This window comes from Gelidibacter japonicus, assembly GCF_010725055.1.
GTDB lineage: Bacteria > Bacteroidota > Bacteroidia > Flavobacteriales > Flavobacteriaceae > Gelidibacter > Gelidibacter japonicus.
In genome coordinates this window covers 217,516-241,415 of sequence record NZ_BJKB01000002.1, presented here as the reverse complement: position 1 = coordinate 241,415, position 23,900 = coordinate 217,516, and the positions used below count along the sequence as shown (strand labels likewise).

Annotated in this window: 22 protein-coding genes; 9 read left to right on the top strand and 13 right to left on the bottom strand. The window is 38.8% G+C overall.

Features of this window, described 5'->3' with window-relative positions; all coding sequences use genetic code 11:
• Nucleotides 1-123: 123 nt before the first annotated feature.
• From G6N06_RS03005 to G6N06_RS02995, 3 genes are all read right to left on the bottom strand, one after another.
• Complete coding sequence (locus tag G6N06_RS03005) at nt 124-1,425, bottom strand: amidohydrolase family protein (protein ID WP_163514577.1); 1,302 nt, start codon at nt 1,423-1,425, stop codon at nt 124-126.
• A gap of 107 nt (nt 1,426-1,532) precedes the next feature.
• On the bottom strand, nt 1,533-4,499 hold the full coding sequence (locus G6N06_RS03000; RefSeq protein WP_163514576.1) for an amidohydrolase family protein: 2,967 nt from the start codon (nt 4,497-4,499) through the stop codon (nt 1,533-1,535).
• An 82-nt stretch (nt 4,500-4,581) separates the two neighbouring features.
• Nucleotides 4,582-5,649, bottom strand: a complete 1,068-nt coding sequence (locus G6N06_RS02995) for a DUF3810 domain-containing protein (RefSeq protein ID WP_163514575.1) — start codon at nt 5,647-5,649, stop codon at nt 4,582-4,584.
• A 165-nt stretch (nt 5,650-5,814) separates the two neighbouring features.
• On the opposite strand from G6N06_RS02995, the gene G6N06_RS02990 reads away from it, so the two are divergent.
• Entirely contained in the window at nt 5,815-7,275 is a 1,461-nt protein-coding gene (locus G6N06_RS02990; RefSeq protein ID WP_163514574.1) for an aminoacyl-histidine dipeptidase, read from the top strand.
• A 144-nt stretch (nt 7,276-7,419) separates the two neighbouring features.
• Here G6N06_RS02990 and G6N06_RS02985 read toward each other — a convergent pair whose 3' ends face one another.
• The 3 genes from G6N06_RS02985 to G6N06_RS02975 are packed head-to-tail and all read right to left on the bottom strand — an operon-like array spanning nt 7,420 to nt 10,149.
• Entirely contained in the window at nt 7,420-8,583 is a 1,164-nt protein-coding gene (locus G6N06_RS02985) for a peptidylprolyl isomerase (RefSeq protein ID WP_163514573.1), read from the bottom strand.
• A 4-nt stretch (nt 8,584-8,587) separates the two neighbouring features.
• The gene (gene gldI / locus G6N06_RS02980; RefSeq protein ID WP_163514572.1) at nt 8,588-9,136 is read right to left on the bottom strand and encodes a gliding motility-associated peptidyl-prolyl isomerase GldI; all 549 of its coding nucleotides are present in this window, start codon (nt 9,134-9,136) and stop codon (nt 8,588-8,590) included.
• Nucleotides 9,133-10,149, bottom strand: a complete 1,017-nt coding sequence (locus G6N06_RS02975; protein ID WP_163514571.1) for a DHH family phosphoesterase — start codon at nt 10,147-10,149, stop codon at nt 9,133-9,135. Before G6N06_RS02975 ends, gldI begins: the two co-directional genes overlap by 4 nt.
• A gap of 463 nt (nt 10,150-10,612) precedes the next feature.
• On the opposite strand from G6N06_RS02975, the gene G6N06_RS02970 reads away from it, so the two are divergent.
• Nucleotides 10,613-11,032, top strand: a complete 420-nt coding sequence (locus tag G6N06_RS02970; RefSeq protein ID WP_163514570.1) for a nucleoside-diphosphate kinase — start codon at nt 10,613-10,615, stop codon at nt 11,030-11,032.
• A 163-nt stretch (nt 11,033-11,195) separates the two neighbouring features.
• On the opposite strand, the gene G6N06_RS02965 is transcribed toward G6N06_RS02970, so the two are convergent.
• From G6N06_RS02965 to recF, 7 genes are all read right to left on the bottom strand, one after another.
• On the bottom strand, nt 11,196-11,387 hold the full coding sequence (locus G6N06_RS02965) for a cold-shock protein (RefSeq protein ID WP_027125508.1): 192 nt from the start codon (nt 11,385-11,387) through the stop codon (nt 11,196-11,198).
• A 264-nt stretch (nt 11,388-11,651) separates the two neighbouring features.
• Nucleotides 11,652-12,065 (bottom strand): hypothetical protein, encoded by a 414-nt coding sequence (locus G6N06_RS02960; RefSeq protein ID WP_163514569.1) that lies wholly within the window; start codon nt 12,063-12,065, stop codon nt 11,652-11,654.
• A 34-nt stretch (nt 12,066-12,099) separates the two neighbouring features.
• On the bottom strand, nt 12,100-12,453 hold the full coding sequence (locus G6N06_RS02955; protein WP_163514568.1) for a hypothetical protein: 354 nt from the start codon (nt 12,451-12,453) through the stop codon (nt 12,100-12,102).
• Nucleotides 12,450-14,870, bottom strand: coding sequence for a penicillin acylase family protein (locus G6N06_RS02950; protein ID WP_163514567.1), 2,421 nt, complete (start codon nt 14,868-14,870; stop codon nt 12,450-12,452). Before G6N06_RS02950 ends, G6N06_RS02955 begins: the two co-directional genes overlap by 4 nt.
• A gap of 97 nt (nt 14,871-14,967) precedes the next feature.
• Nucleotides 14,968-15,264 (bottom strand): DciA family protein, encoded by a 297-nt coding sequence (locus tag G6N06_RS02945; RefSeq protein ID WP_163514566.1) that lies wholly within the window; start codon nt 15,262-15,264, stop codon nt 14,968-14,970.
• A gap of 19 nt (nt 15,265-15,283) precedes the next feature.
• Entirely contained in the window at nt 15,284-15,727 is a 444-nt protein-coding gene (locus tag G6N06_RS02940) for a lipocalin family protein (RefSeq protein WP_163514565.1), read from the bottom strand.
• A gap of 112 nt (nt 15,728-15,839) precedes the next feature.
• Nucleotides 15,840-16,922: a DNA replication/repair protein RecF gene (recF, locus tag G6N06_RS02935; protein ID WP_163514564.1), complete on the bottom strand. Its 1,083-nt coding sequence runs from the start codon at nt 16,920-16,922 to the stop codon at nt 15,840-15,842.
• Nucleotides 16,923-17,056: 134 nt separating this feature from the next.
• Between recF and G6N06_RS02930 the strand changes: the two genes are divergently transcribed.
• The 7 genes from G6N06_RS02930 to G6N06_RS02900 all read left to right on the top strand — a co-directional run bounded on the left by G6N06_RS02930 (nt 17,057) and on the right by G6N06_RS02900 (nt 23,776).
• Nucleotides 17,057-17,824 carry a YfgM family protein gene (locus G6N06_RS02930; protein WP_163514563.1) on the top strand — a complete coding sequence of 256 codons (768 nt, stop codon included), beginning with the start codon at nt 17,057-17,059 and terminating at the stop codon, nt 17,822-17,824.
• A gap of 3 nt (nt 17,825-17,827) precedes the next feature.
• The gene (ribH, locus tag G6N06_RS02925; protein WP_163514562.1) at nt 17,828-18,310 is read left to right on the top strand and encodes a 6,7-dimethyl-8-ribityllumazine synthase; all 483 of its coding nucleotides are present in this window, start codon (nt 17,828-17,830) and stop codon (nt 18,308-18,310) included.
• A gap of 587 nt (nt 18,311-18,897) precedes the next feature.
• Entirely contained in the window at nt 18,898-19,179 is a 282-nt protein-coding gene (locus G6N06_RS02920; RefSeq protein WP_163514561.1) for a riboflavin synthase subunit beta, read from the top strand.
• Nucleotides 19,179-21,029: a DNA mismatch repair endonuclease MutL gene (gene mutL, locus G6N06_RS02915; protein ID WP_163514560.1), complete on the top strand. Its 1,851-nt coding sequence runs from the start codon at nt 19,179-19,181 to the stop codon at nt 21,027-21,029. Before G6N06_RS02920 ends, mutL begins: the two co-directional genes overlap by 1 nt.
• A gap of 28 nt (nt 21,030-21,057) precedes the next feature.
• A complete protein-coding gene (locus G6N06_RS02910) occupies nt 21,058-21,879 on the top strand; it encodes a rhomboid family intramembrane serine protease (RefSeq protein ID WP_163514559.1) in 822 nt (273 codons plus the stop codon).
• Entirely contained in the window at nt 21,876-22,748 is an 873-nt protein-coding gene (locus G6N06_RS02905) for a rhomboid family intramembrane serine protease (RefSeq protein ID WP_163514558.1), read from the top strand. Before G6N06_RS02910 ends, G6N06_RS02905 begins: the two co-directional genes overlap by 4 nt.
• 5 nt (nt 22,749-22,753) lie before the next feature.
• Nucleotides 22,754-23,776 carry an endonuclease/exonuclease/phosphatase family protein gene (locus tag G6N06_RS02900; protein WP_163514557.1) on the top strand — a complete coding sequence of 341 codons (1,023 nt, stop codon included), beginning with the start codon at nt 22,754-22,756 and terminating at the stop codon, nt 23,774-23,776.
• Nucleotides 23,777-23,900: the final 124 nt, after the last annotated feature.

The following is a 23,900-nucleotide window of genomic DNA, read 5'->3' as shown; positions in this document are numbered from 1 at the left end:
TCATCCTTTTAATTGTACTACAAAAAAAAATCTGTCACTCTCTTTACCTCGAGAATGACAGATTTTATTTTTTTTAAACGAAACCGCTAACTTCGTGCTTCGTTCTTCAAGCTTCACACTTCACTACTTCTTCTCAGCCTTATACTTATCATCATAACGATGGTACAATTCCGTTTGGTGTGTTTCCAAACTGATCAATCGACCATCAATAAAAGCATGGGTCAATTGATTGGTACGCATATCCAAAGCATCTCCTTCACTGATAAATAATGTGGCGCTTTTACCTTCTTCCAAAGTGCCGTAATCTTTATCAATGCCCAATATTTTGGCAGTATTTGAAGTAATGAGTTTTAAAGCTTCTTCTTTGTCCAAGCCATAAGCAACGGTCGTTCCTGCGTAAAATGGCAAGTTTCTTGAGCTCATTCGTTCCATGGATCCATTGGCATTTAAAGCCACCGTTATCCCTTTATTAACCAAAAGAGTGGCTAATTTATAAGGCATATCATAATCTTCATCTTCCTTGGATGGAAGTGAGTGGATACGTTGCACAATGACCGGGATGTTGTGTTGTTTTAGCAAATCGGCTACTTTATAGGATTCACTGCCGCCCACAATAACCACGTGCTTTACATTATTGTTTTTGGCAAAATGAATGGCGTCCGTGATGCCTTTTTCGTCATCGACATTGATATACAATTTTTTTGAGCCATCAAATAAACCTTCTGTAGCACCATAAGGTAAGTTGGTCGTTGTCTTGTCCCCAGCTGCATAAGCTTTGGTTTCGTTAAAAAATGCGACAAGCTCGTCTACTTGTTCCTTGTATTTATCGTTGCTCTTTAAGCCTCGATCTTCTCCAAGCCACCATCTGCCACGAGTAAAGCTACTTGGCCAGTTCAGATAGATGCCATCATTCACTTTAACGGTAGCATCTTCCCAGTTCCAAGCGTCAAATTGTACGACTGATGAAGTTCCTGAAATTCGACCGCCCTGAGGCGCAATCTGACCCATCAATACCCCATTTGGGCGCATGGATTCGACCACTTTGGATTCGGCGTTATAAGCAATGATACTTCTGATGTGTGGATTCATTTCTCCAATCTCACTTTCGTCAACTGTGGCCTTTACCGCATCAATCTCTGTCAGACCTAAGGTAGAAGATGGTACGATAAAACCAGGATAAACGTGTTTTCCATCGGCTTTGATGACTTCCATTCCAGAAAGATCCGTTTGTGAAGCATTCGACACCGTGGTTAATTTTCCATCTTTAAAAATGATGAGACTGTTTTCAATGACTTGGCCATTGCCCAAATGTGCGGTTGCACCGGTAATAGCAATCGGTTGGGACTGCTTTGGCGCTGGTGTTTGTTGTGCAAATCCGAAGGAAGTGCACAAAATTGCTATGAGTATGTATGTTATTTTTTTCATATGAAACTTATTTACATTCCCTCGAAGGAGGAAATCTTACTTATGATTTTTGTTTTTGCACGAATGCACAAATTTTTAATTTTCATCTTAAAACTCTGAACTCTGAACTATTCCGAGTCACAATGAAACAATTCTTTTTCTTTTTTCTTTATCGGCTGTGTCTTCAGGCCTTTGTTTTTTGCCTGTAACATATCATTGATCAGTTCACTTCTTTCTTTTTTGATTTGATCTCTCATCATTTCATCACGTTTCAAATCGAAATAAGTGACGCCTTCAATAATTGTTTTTTCGGCTTTGGCGTAAATCGAAAGAGGATGGTCTGACCAAAGCACCACATCAGCATCTTTACCAACTTTGATACTGCCTACGCGATCATCGATATGTAACAATTTTGCTGGGTTTAAAGTGACAAATTTCCAAGCTTCTTCTTCGCTAACACCGCCGTACTTGACAGTTTTGGCAGCTTCTTGGTTTAATCGACGGCTCATTTCGGCATCATCACTATTAATGGCCACCGTGATACCTACGTCATGCATAATGGCTGCATTGTACGGAATGGCGTCATTAACCTCATATTTATAAGACCACCAATCGGCGAATGTAGATCCACCAACACCGTGTTCAAGCATTTTATCGGCTACTTTATAACCCTCTAAAATATGTGTGAAGGTATTGATCTTGAAGTTGAATCGTTCGGCAACTTTCATGAACATATTGATTTCACTCTGAACATAAGAGTGGCAACTGATAAAACGTTCACCGTTCAAGATTTCAACAAGGGTTTCCATTTCAATGTCCTTTCGGTATGGTTTACCGCTTTTCTTAAGCGCTTCATATTCTTTTGCACGTGTAAAATAATCGACATACACTTGCTCAACGCCCATTCTGGTCTGCGGGAATCGACCTCCGCTCCAATTGGATTGTTTAACGTTTTCACCTAATGCAAATTTTATGTACTTCGGACTGTTGGAAATGATCAAATCTTTGGCAGCATGTCCCCATTTTGGTTTGATGATGGCCGAACGACCTCCAATTGGGTTTGCCGAACCGTGTAAGATTTGGATGGAGGTGACACCACCTGCTAAATTTCTGTAGAGGTTGATATCCGTGTCGTCAATAACGTCTTCAATTGATACTTCTGCAGATGAATTTTGTCCACCTTCATTGATGGAAGCCGCAGCAATATGCGAATGCTCGTCAATAATTCCAGTGGTCAAATGTTTTCCCGTGGCATCAATTACCGTTGCACCGCGTTCAGATAAATTCTTTCCTATTTTGGCAATTTTACCGTTTTTGATAAGGACGTCGGTATTTTCCAAAATGCCATCCTTTTCGTTGGTCCAAACGGTGGCGTTGGTAAACAATAGGGTTTCAGCCTTAGGAAGCGTTTCAAAACCGTATCCGTTGTTTGGGAAAGTGATAGGGGAGACAGTGGCCACAGAATCTTTTTTGTCCTCCTCTGAATCTTCTTTTTTCGAAGTAGTATCTTTCTTGGTTTCCGTTTGTTTTGCAAAGAAGCCCATTTCTGAGCCATTTGGCATGATGGCTTTTCCGTTCAGGTTTTTATTGGCATCTACATTGGCAATAACTCTAACAAACTCTTGTTTTGTACTGTCCTGGGTAGTGAAAGCAAGATTCACCCAATCATCAGTATAAGCTATTTTTGAGCCGCGCTTTTTGTTATTGGCAATGATTTCTGATTTCAGCTTGCTCAATTCCCCCGAAAGGGTCATCTCATAAGTTTCGCCAGCTAGGTTGAATTCATATTTACCAGTAATATCCACAATGTCTCTGTTTTCAATGGTGTTTTTTTGACCTTGAACCCAGTTCTCGTAAAGCGTCGTTTTCTTGTCGAAAATATCGCCAGAAGTAATCAGGAAATTGGCGTAAGTACCATTTCTTAACGAGCCTATCTTATCTGATTTTCCTAATAATTGTGCCGGAACAGTGGTTAATGCCTCTAAAGCTTTTTGTTTGGAAAGTCCTGCTTCGATAGCTTTCAGTAAGTTGGATTTGAATTCTTTCGGCGATTTTAAATCGTGCGTGGTCAATGCAAATGTGATATTGTTGTCAGCCAATAATTTTGGATTGGTCGGTTTTTGGTTCCAAGCTCTCATATCATGGATTGAAAGTGTAGACGCTAAAAACGCATTCTCAACATCATAGGCATCAGGGAAATTGATTGGAATGATCAGGGGCGCGTTCATGGCCTTGATTTCGTCGATACGCTCATATTCATCGCCACCACCCAAAATAACGTATTGGATATTGAACATGTCGCCTACTTTATCGGCACGTAGATTTTTGGCCCTGCTTCCGGCTTCAAAGATTTGAACCAAGGATTTGTTGTTGTTCAAAGCTTCAATTGAGAGGTCTTTGGTGGTGATATTGCCCTTGGCGTACCAATCGGCATCATAATATAATTGTCGTAATAAAGCCATGCTCCCCATGATTGATGAAGGATAGGCTTGGTTGGATTTGACACTTTTGCTAAAAGAAAGGTATTGCGCCGATTTGGCATCAAGGATCCGCATCGCATTATCGTCATTGGAATTTAAGGCGACCAATGTCCCAGTTCCACGAACGATCCCGTCCTGAATATGGGTGTTAACGACACCAAAACCAGCTTTGATCAAATCTTCAGCTTTTTTGGAATCGTATTTAAATTGATCAATGGCATTGTTTTCTGGCATGATATGGTCATTCCAATAATAGCCAGATCGTGATGCATCATATTGCGAGCTTCTGCCGCCAGCCGGGCGTTTTGGCTTTTCAATCCCAAAATCAGAATACATATCAATAAATGATGGGTAGATACTTTTTCCGGATGCGTCTATTTGTACCGCATTCTTAGGGATGGTTACTGAAGTTCCTGATGCCACCACTTTGCCATCTTTAATAAGCAATGTGCCTTTTTCAATGATTTGAGTGGGAGTTACGTAAATTTTGGCATTTGTAATTGCAGTGTAATTGGTGTTTTTGGTCGTTACACCGTCGTTTTTTGGAAAATAGTCCTGTGCGAGTATGGAAAAACTGCACACAAACGTCATGAGGGTCAAAACTGTTTTGATCATAGGGTTGGGATTAGTTAAAAATTGAGTTCTAAAGATAAAGAATATCGAGATTTAAGAGGGTTATTAAGATAGTTTTAACAATTTACAGCGGATTCTCTTCAAAGTAGTTGACTAAAAGTGCTACCACATAACTATAGCTTTCAATGCCGCCCTTTTGATTGTTGGCCATCAAAAAACCGCTGTAGGTGTTTTTGAAGAAGGTTTCTGAAATGTTTTCGTACGATCGCCAAAACAAGCGCATTTCCTCAAAATTTTTCAAAACGCCAATATGGACTTTGACAATGAGCTCTTCATATTTTAAGGGATCTCTCAAAAAAACTTCATTCAGACAATGTCTTAGTGCGAAGGAATATCCGGAGTAATTAAAATAAATGTTCTCATGTTTCATTGCGGCCATGGCTCCGATAAAATTGGCTTCATTCTCAGCGGCGTAGCCCAGTTGATGCGCAATTTCGTGGCTTGTGGTGGTCGGGTATTTATAGGCTGGGATGAGACCGTCAATTTGTGCTTCGTTGGTAAACGGATTCAAATAGCCACTAAACCCCATATAGGTCAGTGGAAGGCTGTAAATAGAACGCTTCAAACTACTTGGCCAATAAGCCAGATTGGGATATTCTTTGGCGAGCTCGTCGTAACCCTTGGGTGCCAATTTAATAAGTTCGCGTTTGGTATACGGCATCACCACCATAGAGGTATCGTTTTTTTCAATAAGGCTGTGGATGACATTGGTTTTTAAAATGAGCTCTTCGGTAAATTTTACGAGTTCAGCTGTAGAATAATCATTATCGATTTTCAGTGATTGATGTAATGGTAGCCGATAATAATTGAAGGCCCAAAGGATATGAAAAGCAAAGTAGCCTACGGAAACCGCCGATAGAATATCCAAGACATAATTTTTGGTGTCCGTTCTTAGGCGTTTTCTATTCTTTACAAACCATCTAATGATATAAATCCCAGCGATAGTATAAAGTATGTCTCCAACAGAGAATGGTATCCATCCAAATACAAAATGCATGAGTTTTGAAATCCATTTGTAAATGCCGTTGCTGTAATAGTTTTCAACAAAATCCGGGAAATTTGCCAATACTTTTATGAGCAAAATCTGTACAATCAGGGATAGGGCAATAATAAGTTTGGTGTGTTTGCGCATGGCTCAAAAATAGAAAATAGTTTTATATAACATACATGAATCGCTACCTTTGTAGAACAACATAAAATGGATGTATGAAATGAGCATGACCAAAATTCGGCCACAAGCACGAATGAAAAGTTGCGAATGACATATGTCCATAAAAAAAACAATAAACCTCTATATATGAATAAAGAAATAAGACAGTTAGAGCCGAAAGTGCTATGGAATAAATTCGCCGATTTAAATGCCGTGCCACGACCTTCAAAAAAGGAAGAACGAGTGATTGCTTTTATGAAAGATTTCGGACAGAAATTAGGATTGGAAACTTTTGAGGACAAGGTAGGCAATGTCATCATTAAAAAACCGGCCACTGCCGGGATGGAAGACCGTCAGACGGTGGTGATGCAATCGCATTTGGATATGGTGCACCAAAAGAATAATGACACCAAATTTGATTTTGATACCCAAGGCATCGAGATGTATATTGATGGCGATTGGGTTAGGGCAAAGGGTACAACGCTTGGTGCGGACAATGGGTTGGGCGTTGCCACCATTATGGCCATTTTAGAAAGTACGGACATTCCACACCCTGCTCTTGAAGCTTTATTTACGATTGATGAAGAAACCGGAATGACTGGTGCCAAAGGCTTGGAAGGCGGATTGTTGAAAGGCGATATCCTTTTGAACCTCGATACCGAAGAGGATGATGAAATTGGTGTTGGATGTGCAGGAGGGGTTGATGTTACGGCAACAAGAACCTATAAGGTAGAAGAAACACCTGAGTTTAAAACAGGTTATAAGATCACTGTAAAAGGGTTGCAAGGTGGACACTCAGGGATGGATATCCATAAAGGTTTCGGGAATGCCAATAAGTTGATGAACCGTTTACTTTTTGATGGATTTGAAAACTTCGGTTTGCGTATTTCTGAAATTGACGGCGGAAGTCTTCGCAACGCCATTCCGCGAGAAAGCAATGCCATTGTAGCAGTGGACACGATGAATATTGCTGCATTTGAAGCCGAAATGGAGGAGGTCATAGACGATATCAAAACCGAGTTTAAAACATTGGAGCCCAACCTCACGATTGAGATCAAAAAGATAGAAACTCCCAAAACGATGATGGACTTGGGAGTTCAAGAAGGTTTGACCCGAGCGCTTTATGCAGCTTGTAATGGGGTTTACAGAATGAGTCCTGATATTCCTGACTTGGTGGAAACCTCCAATAATATTGCAAGAGTAATTGTAAAGGATGGCGAGATCAAAATTATGTGTTTGACACGTTCTTCCGTAGAATCTTCAAAATGGGATTTGGCCAATATGCTACGTGCCACCTTTGAATTGACCGGATGTGAGGTGGAATTTGATGGTGATTACCCTGGATGGAAACCTAATATGGATTCGGCGATCCTAAAGGTGTTATCAAAATTGTATAAGGATTTGAATGGTAAGGAAGCCCATGTTGCTGCTTGTCATGCTGGATTGGAATGCGGGATTTTAGGGCAGAATTATCCGGAGATGGACATGATCAGCTTTGGTCCTAATATTAAGGGAGCGCATTCTCCCGATGAACGTGCCCAGATTTCATCAACACAGAAATATTGGAAATTCGTTTTGGAGATTTTGAAGAACATTCCGAAAAAGTAAAATTCTTCAAATATCAAATCCAGATCGAACGATTTAGGAAACCCAATAACAATAAACAGCAATAACAATTATAAAAAAAGCAGCGTTGAAAATTTTCAACGCTGCTTTTTTGTTTTCCAATGGTATTGATTGGAATTTTAAAATTTATTCTGCTATTTCCACCATGTCAATGATGAAAATCAAATCGGTATTAGGAGGAATTACCCTGTTCCCGCGTTCTCCATAAGCCAAATGTGATGGTAAATAAAAGAACGATTTATCTCCAACCTGCATCTGATTGACTGCTTCCTTAAATCCAGGGATCATTTGAGCATCTGGACTGATTTGCATTGGCATTGGATTGTACATTTGGGCTTGGTCTTTTTGTTCATTGTACATTCCGTAATGCTCTTCAACAGTTTTTACATTACTATCAAAAAGACGTCCGTCAGTAAAATACCCTTCATAATTCAACATTACGGTTTGCCCTGTTTTTGGTTTAGGACCAGTTCCTTTGGTAATATTGTACATTTTTAGTCCAGAAGCCAAGGTCTTCGATTTGCCTTCGTAAGTTTCCAGTGCAGGTTTCATATCGGCAGCGGCAGCGGCGCTTTTTTCATCTCTGATTCGCTGTGCTTCTTCCTCTTTAGCTATACGTTCTTTCTCTGCTTTCTCGGCTTCAGCAAAATGGTTTTTAAATATGCTAGGAGCATTAAAGTTTTTGGCCTCTTTGCCTTTTCTGATAATATTGACTTCTTCCATTACGACTGGAGTAACCGGTTTGTTTCCTTGTGGGGAAACTTCCACACTAGCAAGTGTATGAAGGACATCTTCACCAATTACCAACTGACCAAAAACACTATGTCTTCCATCTAAAGAAGGATAAGGAACTTCGGTAATAAAGAACTGGCTTCCATTAGAATTTGGGCCAGAATTTGCCATCGATAAAACACCCAGCTTGTCGTGTTTTAGAGTCTCATCAAATTCATCCATAAATTTATAGCCAGGATCTCCTGTGCCTGTACCTAACGGATCACCACCTTGAATCATAAATTCGTCCATGATTCTGTGAAAGGTCAAGCCGTTGTAATATTTTTTACCAATATAGGCACTATCCACAAGCGTATTGGTGCCTTCGGCCAAAGAAACAAAGTTTGCCACTGTAATAGGTGCTTTTTGGTATTCCAAACGAAGGACCATAGTACCTTTGTTTGTGATGATTTCAGTGTACAATCCGTCTTCTAAATCGGGATATTTGTCCTTGCAGGCCGTTGCCGATACAAGAAGCATTAGTAATACGAGGCCAAAGGCCTTTTTAATCAATCGCATAGTTTTAATCGTTTTGGTTTTGAATTATTGAATTTACGGTCACTTCGCAGATAACTGGAGTATTGGTGCCAATTTTGTTTTTGTCACCATAGTAACCATAAGCTTTTTGGGATGGAAATAAAAAAGTAACGGTTTCACCCGGTTTCATCAGTTTTAAACCTTCTCTCAATCCTGTAAAAATTTCTTCTTGATCCATGGCATAATTACGCGGATGGATGTCGTCATCAGAATATATGGCATTGCCATTGATGTCTTTGACGTCATAATCAAAGTTGACAATATCACCAAAGGAAGGCGTGATGGTGTCTTTTTCGATTTTGGTGTTATAATAGTACCAGAAACCACTTTCAGATGCGAAATAGGTTTTTGAAGTATCTTTTTTTATGATATTTTGAATCTGTTCAGACTCAATTGCATTGAGTTTTTTGTTGCGCTCTGCTGATATTTTTATGAAGGAACCCGATTTTTGCGAGATTGGTCTTCTAGCTTCAGGAGACTTGCAACCACTGATGCTAATGGATAAGACGAGAATGAAAAAAATGGCTCTTGTCATGAATTTAGGATGTTTTTATAGCGTGGCAATATACTAATAAATTTTTCAACTGTATCATTTAAACTGAGGTCGCTTTTGCCTCCCGCAGCATTGGTGTGGCCTCCACCACTGAAATTTTCTCTAGAGAATTCGTTAACTGAAAAATCACCTTCACTGCGCAGGCTTATTTTTACAATACCTTCCTGTTTGTGCTCAATAAAGATGGCTGCAAAAATAATATTCTTGATAGAAAGTCCGTAGTTTACAAAGCCTTCGGTGTCTCCTTTCCTGAAATTGGCGGCATTGAGCTCTTCTTGTGAAAGCGTTATATATGCTGTCCTGTATTCAGGCAGAACCTTTAAGTTCTTGAGGGCAACGCCTAAAAGCTGAAGGCGCTCATAACTATTGGTGTCGTAAATAGAATTATATATATCCGAATGGTTTGCGCCTTTTTCTATTAAATCAGCTACTACCAAATGTGTTGTACTGGTTGTGGACGGAAACCTAAACGATCCTGTATCTGTTAGAATTCCAGCGTAAAGACATGTTGCAATCTGATCATCAATGGTCTGCAAATCGCCAAGCATATCTATAAAACGATACACCATCTCGCACGTAGAACTCATGGACACATCGCTAAACATATATTCGGCATAAGTGTCCGGTTGTTGGTGATGGTCAATCATAATTTTCACGGCTTTAGAATTGCTCAAAGGAGTTTCCATTTCGCCAGCACGATGCAAAGCATTAAAATCTAAGGTAAATATAAGATCAGCAGTTTCCATTAGGTTTTCTGCATGGGTTCGATCAGATTCATAAATGACCACATTGTCTTGGCCCGGAAGCCATTTCAAAAAATCAGGATAATCATTTGGCGCAATGACGGTCACTTTATGATTGTTCTTTATGAGGTAATGATAAAGGCCCAAGGTGGAACCCATGGCGTCACCATCGGGGTTTTTGTGTGGCACAATGACAATCTGTTTTGGAGCCATTAATATGGCCTTGATCTCTTTAATATGGTGTTCTGTCATAGCGTGCGAAGATACAATTTTTTAAGTTTCATATTATGGTTTTAGTTATAAATGCCTTACTTTTGCACGAAATTTATGAGTGGCTTGTAAGAATCGGGTATTGAGAATAAAGAATTAAGTACTGATTATTAAGTATTAAGTACTAAGTACTAAGTATTAAGTATTAAGAATTAAGAATCAAGAATCAAGATCCAGGAGGAGGGGCCAAGAATATAGAATATAGAATAAAGAACAAAGAATTAAGTACTAAGTATCAAGAATTAAGAATCAAGAATCAAGATCCAGGAGGAGGGGCCAAGAATAAAGAATAAAGAATAAAGAATAAAGAATAAAGAATAAAGAATAAAGAATAAAGAATATCAAATACCTAATACCTAATCCCTAATCCCTAATCCCTAATCCCTAATCCCTAATACCTAATCCCTCATCCCTAATAGTAATCAGAATTAATTAAATTATAAATATGACAACTAACAGAACGTTTACAATGCTTAAGCCAGATGCCGTCGAGAAAGGACATATTGGCGCAATTTTGGATAAAATTAGTGCTTCGGGCTTTAAAATTGTAGCATTAAAATTAACTCAAATGACTACTGCTGATGCCAAGGAGTTTTATGCTATACACAGCGAAAGACCTTTTTATGGCGAGTTGGTAGAATATATGACACGCGGACCGATTGTAGCTGCGGTTTTAGAAAAAGACAATGCCGTTGAAGATTTCAGAACCTTGATTGGTGCAACCAACCCGGCTGATGCAGCTGAAGGTACTATCCGTAAACTCTACGCTGCTTCTATTGGTGAAAATGCAGTGCATGGAAGTGATAGCGATGAGAATGCCGCGATTGAAAGCGCATTCCATTTTGCAGGAAGAGAGATGTTTTAAGGGTTTAACCTGTTACATTCCTGTTACATATAAAAGGCTCGGAGCGATTGGTTCCGAGCCTTTTTTTGTTGAGTTTTCAAATACCCTGAATTCTATAAGCTCTATAAGCAAAAAGCCCCACAACATCAGTTGCAGGGCTTTATCATTTAAAAAAGCTTATATATTAGATAACTTTTACGTTAACTGCGTTTAATCCTTTTTTTCCTTCTGTAAGATCGAATTCAACTTCATCGCCTTCACGAATCTCGTCGATTAATCCTGAAATGTGAACAAAATGTTCTTTGTTGTTTCCTTCTTCCACGATAAAACCGAAGCCTTTAGCATCGTTGAAAAATTTTACTGTTCCTTTACTCATTGTAATAAAATATTAAATTAATTGTATATAATAGCCCAAAGATAGTGCCAAAAACCATACAAAATGCTTTTTAGGCCATCTTTTTTTTATCCCTGTTAAGAATGTAATTGACGATTGCTGAAATTTGAAGTTGGAACCATCCAAAGTCTCGTAAAACAATAGTCCAGATACTTTTGCAGATATATTGGCTATAGTCTAAGATATTGTCAATAAATATGGTATGGGTTATTTGAAGTGTTTCTTATCGTTATATTTTCTCGACAACTAGGGTTTAACACGAGTCAGGATTACGGACTTTTCATCAAAAGATGATGGTCTAATGTCCTCAAAGGAAAGGGCAAAATTAATGACGTCTTCTTCAATAAATTCGGCAATTGCCAATAAGGTTTTTTGCTCTCCAGACTCGAGCTTTGTAAGTGTGAAATCAATTTGAATGGGTTTGGTTTCTTTGTTAATGCTGTAGGTCATCTGACCTCTTTTACCATTAATCACAAATTCCTTTCCACCCATTATTTGTCCGCCAATTTCAAAGGCAGCGTAGCCATCCTTCTCAAAAATAACCGCGCCAACATCGTTGTTATCACTTCCAACCCATTTACCAACGAAGTCTTCAGGATTATTCTGAATATTAAATGCGAAAAATGGAATCAGGACAATTATTAAAATGAGCCTTTTCATAAGCGTATGATTTTTATTTGTGAGTGAATACTGTCTAACGTTTAACCAGGTTACGGCATTGTTTCCCCAATAGGGCTGCAACTCCTGCAGCAATGCCACCAATACATCCTGTAACTAAAAGCAACACAAACCAACTGCCTCCCAGAGGCAATAGGACTGCGATTTTTTTGGCTAGAATAAAATCATTCGCTTGACTCAACCAGAACGCATAGATTGTCCAATATATAAAGATAGCCAAAAAAGGAATATAAAATACTGCCGCGCGATTCAGACTGAAAAATACAGCAGAAATAAAACCAGCCGCCATCACGTGCCACCAAGGCAAAAATTGTGATAGGATAACGGCAATGATCAAGGTGACTATAAAATTGATAAGGTTCTTTTTCATTGTTTTGGAGTTAGGGTTTGACTTGCGATGATTTGTTCAGTGTCTTTTTCGCTTTGCATAAACAACAAGTCCATATATTCTCCAACGGCCCATCGGTCGATGAAATTGTCATAATATTTACTGCCCGGATTCCCGGACTGCCCACCTGGATAGATCCCATAACCAGTTGGAGGCGACGTCATTTCTACGATCATCCGCCATGATGGACCGTGGTTTTTTGCGGCTGCATTGACCGTGTTGTAATCGCCACCAATGTGCAGATCAAATCGTGAAAAGGCAGGCAGTGCTTGTAGCAAATGGCCAACAAATGTGGCCTTGTAGGCACCCCAATTATAGTTGCCATGCTCGGCTCTCCATTCTGTAAGTTCTTTTGCCGTTTCTTTAAAAGTGATCAAGAACAGATCTTTTGCTGTCTCTTTTTCAGGTGTGCTCAGAATATCCATTAACTCGTCCTTCGGATGATTTTTAAGCATATAAATGGTTTGATAGGTGTATGGTATTTCCAACGCCATAGTATCGGCATCAAATTCATCCCACACGGTCTTGTATAGTTTTGTCCACCAAGTTTCCCAAATACTCGGTGCGAGTTGATCGATTTCACTATAAAAATCCCACGTTTTAATAGTGTTAAGGATTTCTGTTTCGTCGTTGGTCAAGGTGGATGTTTCCATATTATCAAAAATATAGGGTAACAATTCGGAGGCCTTTAGATTGTAGTTGTTGTTCTGTAAGTTCTTGAAATCTTGGATGTCGAATTGATCCTTTGCCCTGAAAAAATCATTGATCACTCGGTTTCTATAGGTTTCGTATCCATCGTTGTAAACGTAAAAAGGGTAGGAAGCATCTACGGGGTGCTGGTTTGCCGAACTTACAAACCCACGCTCGGGGTTTTTAGTATGGGCATTGAATTCTTGAGGAATAAAACTCTGCCAATCGTGTTTTGGATTGCTTCCGTCCAATAAAAATTTGCCTTGCCCTTCCCATTTGTTAGGGAATTTACCTTGGATCCATAAGGCAATATCACCTTCGGTAGAGGCAAATACAAAGTTTTGGGCGGGAGCCGTATAGCTTTTTAGTGCGTCGAGGTAATCGTCATAATTTTTTCCTTCATTAAGTTTTAAAAATGTACGCTGGTTGTTTCCACCAATATGGCCAACCCATTGCATGGCGTAACCTGACTTTGCATTGTCGCCTTTGAAATTGTGGTCATATGTGACAGGTCCATGGTGGGTGTAAATGATGGTGTCGTAAAGGGTTTCTTTGTTTCTTATTTTGATTTCCTCAATGCGCTGTGTGGTTTTCTTCCATTGGCCATCGTGTTTGTATTCTTTTCTGGTATCATCCTTAAATTCAATCTTATACCAATCAATAACATCACGGGTGGCATTGGTCTCTCCCCAAGAAATATGATTGTTGTAGCCTGAAATGATGCCCAGAGCCCCAGGTAAAGTGGCGCCGTAGCTGTTGTGCTCTGGCGTTGCCAATTGCATCACAAACCAAATGGCAGGGAGGTTGAGGCCCAGATGTGGGTCATTGGCCAAAATAGGATGTCCTGAATAGGATTTTTCTCCAGAAACGGCCCAGTTATTACTGCCATTTTGCGCATGTGGTTTATCTATGGTTTCTGTAAGGGATATGGAGTCTATGGAAGATTCGTTCTCAGGTGCTTCCGGCATTTCTATGTCTATAAAGCTCCAATCGGTTTTTTTAGGGATGACCGGGTCGTTAACATCATAAAAATCTGGATATAAAAGATCGTAGCGCTCTTTTCCGAATTTTGCCAAAGCATTGGTTTGTTCCAGATCGGATTCTCTGCCTGCTAACATCTTGGTCATATACATCAGCAAGAGTGCTGTTTTTTTTATGCTCCAAGGTTCTGGTGCATAATCCAATAATTTATACTCCACTGGATAGTCTTTGGGCTTTAACTGATTGATATAACTATTTACTCCATCTCGATACGCTTCAATATAGCTCAATGTTTCCGGATCTTCCTTCATTTTTTGGAGGGCATTTTCTGCTCCAAAATCCATACCGCGTCGACGTTCTTGTCGGTCATAGTCCAAGGCTTGCTCCCCAAATATTTCAGCTAAGCGTCCTCCAGCGGCAAAAGTTTGAAATTCCAGTTGCCACAAGCGATGTTTGGCGGTCAAAAACCCTTGTGCACGATAGAGATCGGCGTTGTTTTGGGCAAATACATGCGGAATTAAATGTTCGTCGTAATGAACGGTGACTTCATCCTCTAAACCATCGATTTGCACGGTGGAACTGAGGTTTTCATCCTGTTCATTTTGCCAAAATCCTTGATTGGGACTTAAAAATTTGCCCATGGGTGGAGTGCTGCCAAATTTACCGTTAAGACCAATAAATACCGCTAGTGTAAGTGCTAAAGTCAGCAGGGACTTAAAATATTTCATAAAATAACTTGGTTAGGGCTTTGAAAATAAGAAATATTGCCGAAATATAAGTCCAAAGAAGAAATTACTTATCTTTTAATGAAGGGGATACGTGATTTTAGCAAAGTACCAATTTCTTTACTACCTCTTTACCGAGGGCCTCGTTCAACATTTTTATGATTTTTTGATTGCCATAACTGAGCTCTTCCCTTAAAACGCTGGAACTGAGTTGTACATAAAGCGTGTCGCGCTCCAAATGTATGGCCGTGGTGTAATTGTTGACGCCATTACCCATCATTTGTGCCCAAGCATCCTTGACATTCACTTTGTCCAAACCTGATTGGAGTCTGTTGGTTTCCACAAATTCTTTGAGGAGGTCACTGATAGAAAGCTGGTCTTTGGTACGTTTTGCCATTATGAAATTTGTTTTTTGTCTACCTGTCGGCAGAAGTGGAATTTGATTTTTCAACAATTATTGGCTCAAAGCGCTTATATAGATACTTTATTTTTTGATCATTTATAATAAATAGTCTTTCCTCGGTGGCATCTAAAACGGTTTCTTTCCAGTTGGCAAAAGGGGTCGTGTAATAAATGTGGAGACTGTCGTTTTCAATTTTCAATTTTAGGTCTTCAGAATCGTCAGAGGTGGTATAGGTGCCGTCAAAACTTGGCTTCAATTTTTTGCGAAACCCAGTTAGGCTATCGGAAATGCTGAAATAATCTACGGTATCGTTATAGGTGTATTCGCGTTTGGAACCATCGGGCATGATGACTTCATCGATTTCCCAATAGCCGTTTAAATGGGTAATCAACCCATTAGGATCGTTGGAACAACTTAATAAAATAAGGCTAAAAATTAAAATAGTATATTTTTTCATAAGGATGTGGTGTATTCAATTTCCAAAATCAAGTATAAATTTCCAAAAATATTGAAGGCTGATGGAATTTGCCTATCTGTCCGCAGACGATGAATTTTAAAGGTGGACGTTTTCATTTTAGCTTAAATATCTTATAAGATTGATGCACCTGTTTTATTATAGCTTCGGTCCGATCGGCGTGTGTGTCACTAATAAAGAGCTGCCCGAAATTTTCATTATTGACCAATCCAATGATTTGAGCCACACGGTTTTCATCTAATTTATCGAAAATATCATCCAAAAGCAAAATAGGAGAAACTCCGCTTTTCTGCTTGATAAAATCAAATTGTGCCAATTTTAACGCAATCAAGAACGATTTTTGCTGTCCTTGGCTTCCGAATCTTTTAATCGGAAAATCGTCAATCTCAAAACTCAAATCGTCTTTATGAATTCCAACAGAAGTGTATTGGAGCGCCTTGTCCTTGTTGAGATTGATTTTTAAAAGTGATTTCAAATCGTTTTCAAACAAATCACTTTTATAGGTTAGATGAACAGGTTCTTGGTGATTGCTTATGGCATTGTAGCGTGTTTTGAAAATAGGGATAAAGGTTTCCAAAAACGCCTTTCTGATAGCAAAGATTTCTGAACCATAAGTATGCAGCTGATCATTATAAACTTCCAACGTTTGTGCGTTAAACGTATTGTTAAGTGCAAAATACTTCAATAGGGCATTTCGCTGTTGTAAAATTTTATTGTAATTGATGAGTTGATTGAGGTAATTTTTATCGCCTTGTGAAATGACGCTGTCAATAAATTTTCGTCTGGTTTCACTGCCTTCAATAATCAAATCCCTATCTGCTGGAGAGATAATGACCAAAGGAATGAAGCCAATATGGTCGCTAAATCGCTCGTATGCCTTAGAATTTCGCTTAATTATCTTTTTTTGTGACTTTTTTAACGAGACAAGAATTTTTTCTTCACGATTATCTTTCTCAAAAATCCCTTCCACCACAAAAAAATCCTCCCCGTGTTTTATATTTTGGGATGCTATCGGATTAAAATAACTTTTTCCAAAAGACAGATGGTATATGGCGTCCAAAACGTTGGTCTTTCCAATGCCATTGGCCCCCACAAAACAATTGATCTTATGGTCAAAAGTGAAGTTTTGACTGTCGAAATTTTTGTAATTCAGTAAGGAAAGTGAGTTTAAAATCATTTAAAAATTCGCTTTAAAAAAGAATTGTTTGTCAACATTGCGAAAGGAAGTGCAAATTATTGAAAAATAACAAATAATATACCTTTTATATACCAATAAAAATTTTAATTTTGCGGCGCATTAATTATGACGATATGGCAACTTATAAGAAAAGAGGTTACAAACCGAAAACAAAGGCTGAAAAGACAGAAGCTTTAGAAGAAAACTCAACAACGGCTGAGGTATTTAATACTTTGGATGAGACTGCTTCGAAAACTGAAGAATGGGCAGTAAAGAACCAAAATTATATTATTGGTGCGGTTGCAACGATTGTAGTTGTTGTTTTAGGATATTTGGCTTACAACAAATTTGTTGCAGAACCTAAAGCGAGTGAGGCAATGAACGAAATGTACAAAGCCCAACAATATTTTGAACAAGCCCTTAATGGCGTTGCAGCTAAAGATTCATTATACACTTTATCTTTAAATGGTGGAGAAGGCAAGTATGGAATGTTGGATATTATTGAAGAATATAAAGGCACACCTGCTGCTAATTTAGCTAATTATTATGCAGGAATGGCTTATTACAATTTGAATGATTACGCAAACACGGTCAAGTACTTGGGTAATTTTTCAAGTAAGGATGAACTGTTGGGACCAATAGCCAGTGGAAGAATTGGCGATGCATTTGTTCAGTTAAATCAGCCTGAAGATGCTCTGAGCTACTATGAAAAGGCAGCCAACATGAACAAAAACACTTACACCACCCCAATGTTTTTATTTAAAGCTGGGAATGTGGCGCTGAATTTAGGTAAAACCAAAAAAGCACTTGATCATTTTACAGCTATAAAAGAAAACTATCCAAATTCCACTGAGGCTGGCAATATTGATGTCTTTATAGGAAAAGCGCAAGCAAGTTTGTAGAAAATGGCAACAAAAAATAAAAACTTATCCGACTACGATAAAAACACAATCCCAAATGCGAAGAACTTTCGATTTGGGATTGTTGTTTCAGAATGGAACAGTAATATCACGGATAATCTGCACAAAGGTGCCCTCGACACCTTGATTGAACACGGTACCTTACCTGACAATATCATTAGTTGGCATGTGCCAGGAAGTTATGAATTGATCTATGGCTGCAAGAAAATGCAAGAGCACAAGGTGGATGCCGTTATCGCTATAGGGAGTGTGATTCAAGGCGAAACCAAACATTTTGATTTTGTATGCGAAGCAGTGTCACAAGGGATCAAGGATTTAAATGTGTTGAACGACACTCCTGTGATTTTTTGTGTGCTTACCGACGATAATATGCAACAGTCTATTGAAAGATCTGGAGGAAAACACGGCAATAAAGGCGTTGAAGCTGCTGTGGCGGCGATCAAAATGGCGGTGTTGCGTCAGGGATGATTGGTTTTTAGTCTTCAGTAGGCAGTCTTCAGTAGGCAGTCATCAATAGGCGATGCAGTCCTCAGTTGGGGGTGGCAATCAGTCGTGTGTTTTTTAGCCACGAATTCACGAATGTTTTTTGTTCTATTCAGCGGCACTTAATGAAATCCCGTTTAAAGAACTTTCAGCAATCGACGATCATCAGACCCTAACTCAGCCGTCATCCATCACCGTCATCCATCACCGTCATCCGTCATCCGTCATTGAACACATATCCTTCCAACATCAAGCTTCGTGCTTCCGCTCCATTATTAACAATTTTTAGCAGTAATAGCATCGTTTTTCCTCGTATTTTGAGTACATTTGAAGTTCACAAAGGCAAAGCGTTCAATAGTGAATTTATTTAAACAGCGTCGACCTAAACGTTTCAGTTACACGCCAAGACATCTCAGAGAGCATCAGAAGGAGAATTCCATGGAATTTGAATCCAAGTGGCGTCAAAAAACACAGCGCAAGCAAAAAGCGCGGACATTACCTATACTCCTAATTTTTTTAGGTATGGTAATTGTTATTTGGTATGTTTTAAGTAACTACGAAATTTAGAAATTATGAGCATCTTTAAAACACGTCAAAACAAAAAATTTAGCTACACACCACGATACTATAAAGGTGAGGAGAATCCCTTTGAGATCAAGCACAAATTTGATGAACACAGAAAAACGGTTGGAAAAGTTGGTTTAAAAGGGAAATTTGAAAACGCTTGGGACGATTATAAAAACACACCAGACTCCGGAGCCAACAGACGAACTCTTATTATCGTTGGAATTTTAATATTTATTTTTCTGTTGATCATAGGCTTCGATTTGTCAATATTCTTTTCAAAAGGCTAATGTCAGATATCATTCAACTTTTACCAGATCATGTTGCCAATCAAATTGCAGCAGGAGAGGTCGTGCAACGTCCAGCTTCTGTGGTCAAGGAATTGATGGAAAATGCCATTGACGCTGATTCTACCTCAATCAAGTTGATCATTAAGGATGCGGGCAAGACTTTGGTTCAGGTGATAGATAATGGAAAAGGCATGAGCGCTACGGATGCACGCTTGAGTTTTGAACGTCACGCCACTTCAAAAATCCGTTCTGCCGATGATTTGTTTAGTTTAAATACCAAAGGGTTTAGGGGAGAAGCTTTGGCAAGTATTGCGGCGATTGCCCATGTGGAGCTAAAATCAAAACAGGCCGAGGATGAACTTGGAACATACATAAACATCGAAGGCAGTGAAATTAAAGCACAAGAAGTCACCGTGACACCAACAGGTACTTCAATTGCCGTAAAACATTTGTTTTTTAATATTCCAGCACGTCGTAATTTTTTAAAATCAAACACGGTCGAATTGCGTCATATTATTGATGAATTCCATCGTGTCGCTTTGGCTCATCCACAAGTTGCATTTTCCATGTACCATAATGGCAGCCAGCTATTCAATTTGCACGAAAGCAATTACCGCCAACGCGTTGTCAATATCTTCGGGGCCAAAACCAATGAGAAGCTTGTTCCAGTTGAGGAAGCGACTGAAGTCTTGACAATCTCTGGATTTGTGGGTAAACCACAGTTCGCAAAAAAGAGTCGATCTGAACAATTTTTTTTTGTCAATAACCGCTTTATCAAAAGTCCTTATCTCAATCATGCCATCAATGCGGCGTTTGAAGGTTTGATCAAGGATGGGAATCACCCCATATATTTTTTAAATCTGACCGTCGATCCAAAATCAATTGATATCAATATCCATCCCACCAAAACTGAAATCAAATTTGATGATGAACATACGTTATATGCGATTTTGAGATCTTCAGTAAAACATAGTTTGGGCCAATTCAATATTGCGCCGGTCTTGGATTTTGACTATGACACGAATCTGGATACACCCTATAATTATAAGGATAAAGGAGCGACAACACCGACTGTTGAGGTGGACAGGAATTTCAATCCGTTTCGGCAAGAACGTGTTTCTGGCAAGCAGATCACGGCATTTCGAAAGCAAACACCAAATAATTGGGATAGTTTGTATGTTGGTTTGGAGTCAAAAGGCACCCGTGATACACAGGATTTTAGCCAGGTAGAATTTGAAAGTGAACCAGAAAAATCATCGTTGTTTGATGGTGAATTGCACATAGAAACTACGCAAAGCACCTATCAATTTCAAAATAAATACATTATCAGCACGATAAAATCAGGTATGTTGATGATTGATCAACATAGAGCGCATCAACGGATTTTATATGAAGGCTTATTAAAGAGTATGACGGTCAAGGAAGCGGTAAGTCAACAATTGTTATTCCCCTTGCAATTGCATTTTACAGGATCGGAATTGACTATTTTAAAGCAACTGAAGGACGATTTGGAAGCTACGGGTTTTGTGTTTTCTGCAATTGATGAAAACTTGGTTGAAATTACAGGACTTCCAATCAATGTACCAGATAGTGAAGTTTCGATGATTTTGGAACAACTTATTAGCGATGTGGAGCAGGAGGTGCCCGACAGTCATTTCAGTGCGACCGATTTATTGGCAAAGTCCATGGCGAAGAGTTTAGCTATTAAAACGGGACAATCTCTCTCAAATTTAGAGCAAGAACATTTAGTGAATAGCTTATTTGCATGTAAAGAGCCTTCTGTTTCTCCCTCCAATAGAGCCACATTTATTACAATGACGATTGATGAAGTTGACAGAAAATTTATGTAATTTTAATTAAAGAAAAGATCAAAAAAGAATGAGAGGAATTACAGATACGGTTAAGCATTTGCTCATCATCAATGTGTTGATGTTTATTGGGACCCTTACCATACAAAACGGTATATTTTACAATTGGTTTTCACTACATTTTCCTGTAAATGATTCCTTCAAAATTTGGCAGATCATTACCCACATGTTTATGCACGGCAGTGGGATGCACATCTTGTTTAATATGTTTGCTCTTTGGATGTTTGGTGTTGCCGTTGAGCATCAATTAGGCTCTAGCAAATTCCTCTTTATCTATATTTCGGCGGGATTGGGCGCTGTATTATTTCAATTGGGATATAACTACTTTGAATATTATAGTGCCTATCAATATATTGCAGATCTTAATTTAAGCTCCGAACTCATCCATAAAATCGCCAATATAAATGCCACTGAAGGTGGGTATATCAAGGGGCAGTTATTTCAGAATCAATTACTTCCTTTACTTGCTGAATATAATGTCAATCCTAATGTGCTCAATACTCAAACATTCAGTGCACTTTTTGAAATGAATATTGCCGCCAGCTCAAGAATGGTTGGTGCATCGGGCTGTATAATGGGTGTTCTGGCTGCGTTTGGGATGATGAATCCTGAGGCTAAATTGATGTTGATATTTTTACCTATCCCTATCAAGGCTAAATATTTTATTCCAGGCATTATTCTGTTGGATGTAATTTCTGCTATTTCTGGACAGTCATTTTTCAGTCCGAGCAATACGGCTTATATGGCTCACGTTGGTGGAGCGCTTACAGGCTTTTTGATCATGTGGTATTGGAAACGAACGCAATTCAATAAAAACCGTTGGGATAGATGAAATCATTAAATTACGATCTTCAGGAGAAGTTGAGAAACCTCAATGTGCTCGAAAAGATAATTGCTATCAATGTGGTTGTTTTTTTGGTTGGGTTACTGCTTTCACTCATTGTTAATTCGGGTGGAAGTTTGTACTGGCTGGAATTGCCTAAAGATGCTGGCGATTTTCTCTTTAAACCTTGGAGCATCATAACCTATGGCTTTACCCATTACGGGTTTTTGCATATTCTGTTTAATATGATGGTGCTTTACTTTGTTTCGCAAATGATGCTCAATCTATTCAGCCCTAAACTTACGTTGAACGTATATTTCTTAGGAATCATTCTGGGCGGACTCTTTTTTCTTTTTGCCTATAATGTCCTGCCTCAAAATTATTTGAAACCTGCTGGTGCCTTGGTTGGGGCATCTGCAGGAGTTAGGGCATTATTGATTTTTTTATGTGCCTATATGCCGAACACTCAGGTAAGATTGATTGTTTTCAATATAAAACTGTGGCATCTTGGAGTTGCCCTTGTGGCTTTTGATGTTATTGGTCTTTTTGGATCGAACCAAGGTGGCAATATTGCCCATTTGGGTGGTGTAGCTTTGGGGTATTTTTACGCAACCCAATTGATCAAAGGTAATGACATAGGGAAGGGCTTTGAAAAGCTTATGGATCGTGTTGCCAATTTTTTTAAAGGGGGAAAAAAATCGCCTTTAAAAACTGTACACAAACGGAAGTCGAATACAGTTGCGGGTCATAATAAATCGGAGTTTAAGGAGTTTAGTAAGCAAAAGCAAATTGATCTCATCCTAGATAAGATAAGTAAAAGTGGTTACGAAAGCCTGACAGAGGAAGAAAAAGCTTTTTTATTCAAGGCTAAAGATTAAAAATCATGAAAAAACTAAATCTTATTGATAAGCTTTTGTTTTTCTTAAATTCAATTGCAGCGACCACTCTTTTACTGGCCTATATCTTGCCGTACATTGAGCCAAAACGTTTCGCTTTTTTGTCCGTATTAAGTCTAACGGTTCCTTTTTTGATTATTGTCAATCTTCTGTTTGTTATCTACTGGCTTTTAAAAGTCAAAAAACAACTTCTATTATCTCTAATTGTTCTTTTGATTGGTTTTAACCATGTGGCATCATTATATAAGATTTCTTCATCAAAACAAATAGATGATGTTGACAATATTGCCGTGATGAACTACAATGTACGCTTGTTCAATGTTTTTAAGTGGATTCCGGGCATTGATGCAGCCCAAGAGATAAGTCGGTTTATTGATGATAAAAAACCTGATATCATCAGCATGCAGGAATATAGACCTGATGATGGGTTGGTGATGAAGGAATACTTTAGGTTTGAAGCAGTTGGAGGAAACAAAATTAGAAATGGACAGGCCATATTTTCTAAGTTTCCAATCATCAATACAGGTTCTATAGAATTCCCAAACACTTATAATAATGCCATTTTTGCCGATGTTGTGAGAGGCAAGGATACGATTAGGATATATAATGTGCATCTGCAATCTTTAAAAATTGATGCGAGTACGGATCCACTGAAAAATGAAGCCGCTGAAAATCTATTTAGACGTGTTGGCAATACATTTAGATTGCAACAGGCACAAGCTGATTTGTTTTTGGAGCATAAGGCCACTAGTCCCTATAAGACGATTGTTTGTGGCGATTTCAATAATACGGCCTATTCCTATGTCTATAAGAAAATTAAAGGCAACAATCTTAAAGATGCCTTTGTAGAAGCAGGAAATGGATTTGGACGGTCCTTCGATTTTAGGTTCTTTCCGGTGAGGATCGATTTTATTCTTGTAGATGATCATTTTGAAATCAACGGATTTCGAACTTTTGACGTCAAGCTTTCAGACCATTTTCCGATTATGAGTCGGGTGAAGGTGAGGTAGTTGGCAGTCTTCATTTGGCAGTCTTCAGTTGGCAGTCCTCAGTTGGCAGTCTTCAGTTAGCAGTCTTCAGTTGATAATTGGGTTTCGAATTATGAGTTCAGAGTTATGACTATGTTCAAATGTG

Bases quoted from the DNA above. Each gene is read 5' to 3' on its own strand.
- G6N06_RS03005 (WP_163514577.1), bottom strand. From the start codon at position 1,425: ATGAAAAAAATAACATACATACTCATAGCAATTTTGTGCACTTCCTTC.
- G6N06_RS03000 (WP_163514576.1), bottom strand. From the start codon at position 4,499: ATGATCAAAACAGTTTTGACCCTCATGACGTTTGTGTGCAGTTTTTCC.
- G6N06_RS02995 (WP_163514575.1), bottom strand. From the start codon at position 5,649: ATGCGCAAACACACCAAACTTATTATTGCCCTATCCCTGATTGTACAG.
- G6N06_RS02990 (WP_163514574.1), top strand. From the start codon at position 5,815: ATGAATAAAGAAATAAGACAGTTAGAGCCGAAAGTGCTATGGAATAAA.
- G6N06_RS02985 (WP_163514573.1), bottom strand. From the start codon at position 8,583: ATGCGATTGATTAAAAAGGCCTTTGGCCTCGTATTACTAATGCTTCTT.
- gldI (WP_163514572.1), bottom strand. From the start codon at position 9,136: ATGACAAGAGCCATTTTTTTCATTCTCGTCTTATCCATTAGCATCAGT.
- G6N06_RS02975 (WP_163514571.1), bottom strand. From the start codon at position 10,149: ATGACAGAACACCATATTAAAGAGATCAAGGCCATATTAATGGCTCCA.
- G6N06_RS02970 (WP_163514570.1), top strand. From the start codon at position 10,613: ATGACAACTAACAGAACGTTTACAATGCTTAAGCCAGATGCCGTCGAG.
- G6N06_RS02965 (WP_027125508.1), bottom strand. From the start codon at position 11,387: ATGAGTAAAGGAACAGTAAAATTTTTCAACGATGCTAAAGGCTTCGGT.
- G6N06_RS02960 (WP_163514569.1), bottom strand. From the start codon at position 12,065: ATGAAAAGGCTCATTTTAATAATTGTCCTGATTCCATTTTTCGCATTT.
- G6N06_RS02955 (WP_163514568.1), bottom strand. From the start codon at position 12,453: ATGAAAAAGAACCTTATCAATTTTATAGTCACCTTGATCATTGCCGTT.
- G6N06_RS02950 (WP_163514567.1), bottom strand. From the start codon at position 14,870: ATGAAATATTTTAAGTCCCTGCTGACTTTAGCACTTACACTAGCGGTA.
- G6N06_RS02945 (WP_163514566.1), bottom strand. From the start codon at position 15,264: ATGGCAAAACGTACCAAAGACCAGCTTTCTATCAGTGACCTCCTCAAA.
- G6N06_RS02940 (WP_163514565.1), bottom strand. From the start codon at position 15,727: ATGAAAAAATATACTATTTTAATTTTTAGCCTTATTTTATTAAGTTGT.
- recF (WP_163514564.1), bottom strand. From the start codon at position 16,922: ATGATTTTAAACTCACTTTCCTTACTGAATTACAAAAATTTCGACAGT.
- G6N06_RS02930 (WP_163514563.1), top strand. From the start codon at position 17,057: ATGGCAACTTATAAGAAAAGAGGTTACAAACCGAAAACAAAGGCTGAA.
- ribH (WP_163514562.1), top strand. From the start codon at position 17,828: ATGGCAACAAAAAATAAAAACTTATCCGACTACGATAAAAACACAATC.
- G6N06_RS02920 (WP_163514561.1), top strand. From the start codon at position 18,898: ATGAGCATCTTTAAAACACGTCAAAACAAAAAATTTAGCTACACACCA.
- mutL (WP_163514560.1), top strand. From the start codon at position 19,179: ATGTCAGATATCATTCAACTTTTACCAGATCATGTTGCCAATCAAATT.
- G6N06_RS02910 (WP_163514559.1), top strand. From the start codon at position 21,058: ATGAGAGGAATTACAGATACGGTTAAGCATTTGCTCATCATCAATGTG.
- G6N06_RS02905 (WP_163514558.1), top strand. From the start codon at position 21,876: ATGAAATCATTAAATTACGATCTTCAGGAGAAGTTGAGAAACCTCAAT.
- G6N06_RS02900 (WP_163514557.1), top strand. From the start codon at position 22,754: ATGAAAAAACTAAATCTTATTGATAAGCTTTTGTTTTTCTTAAATTCA.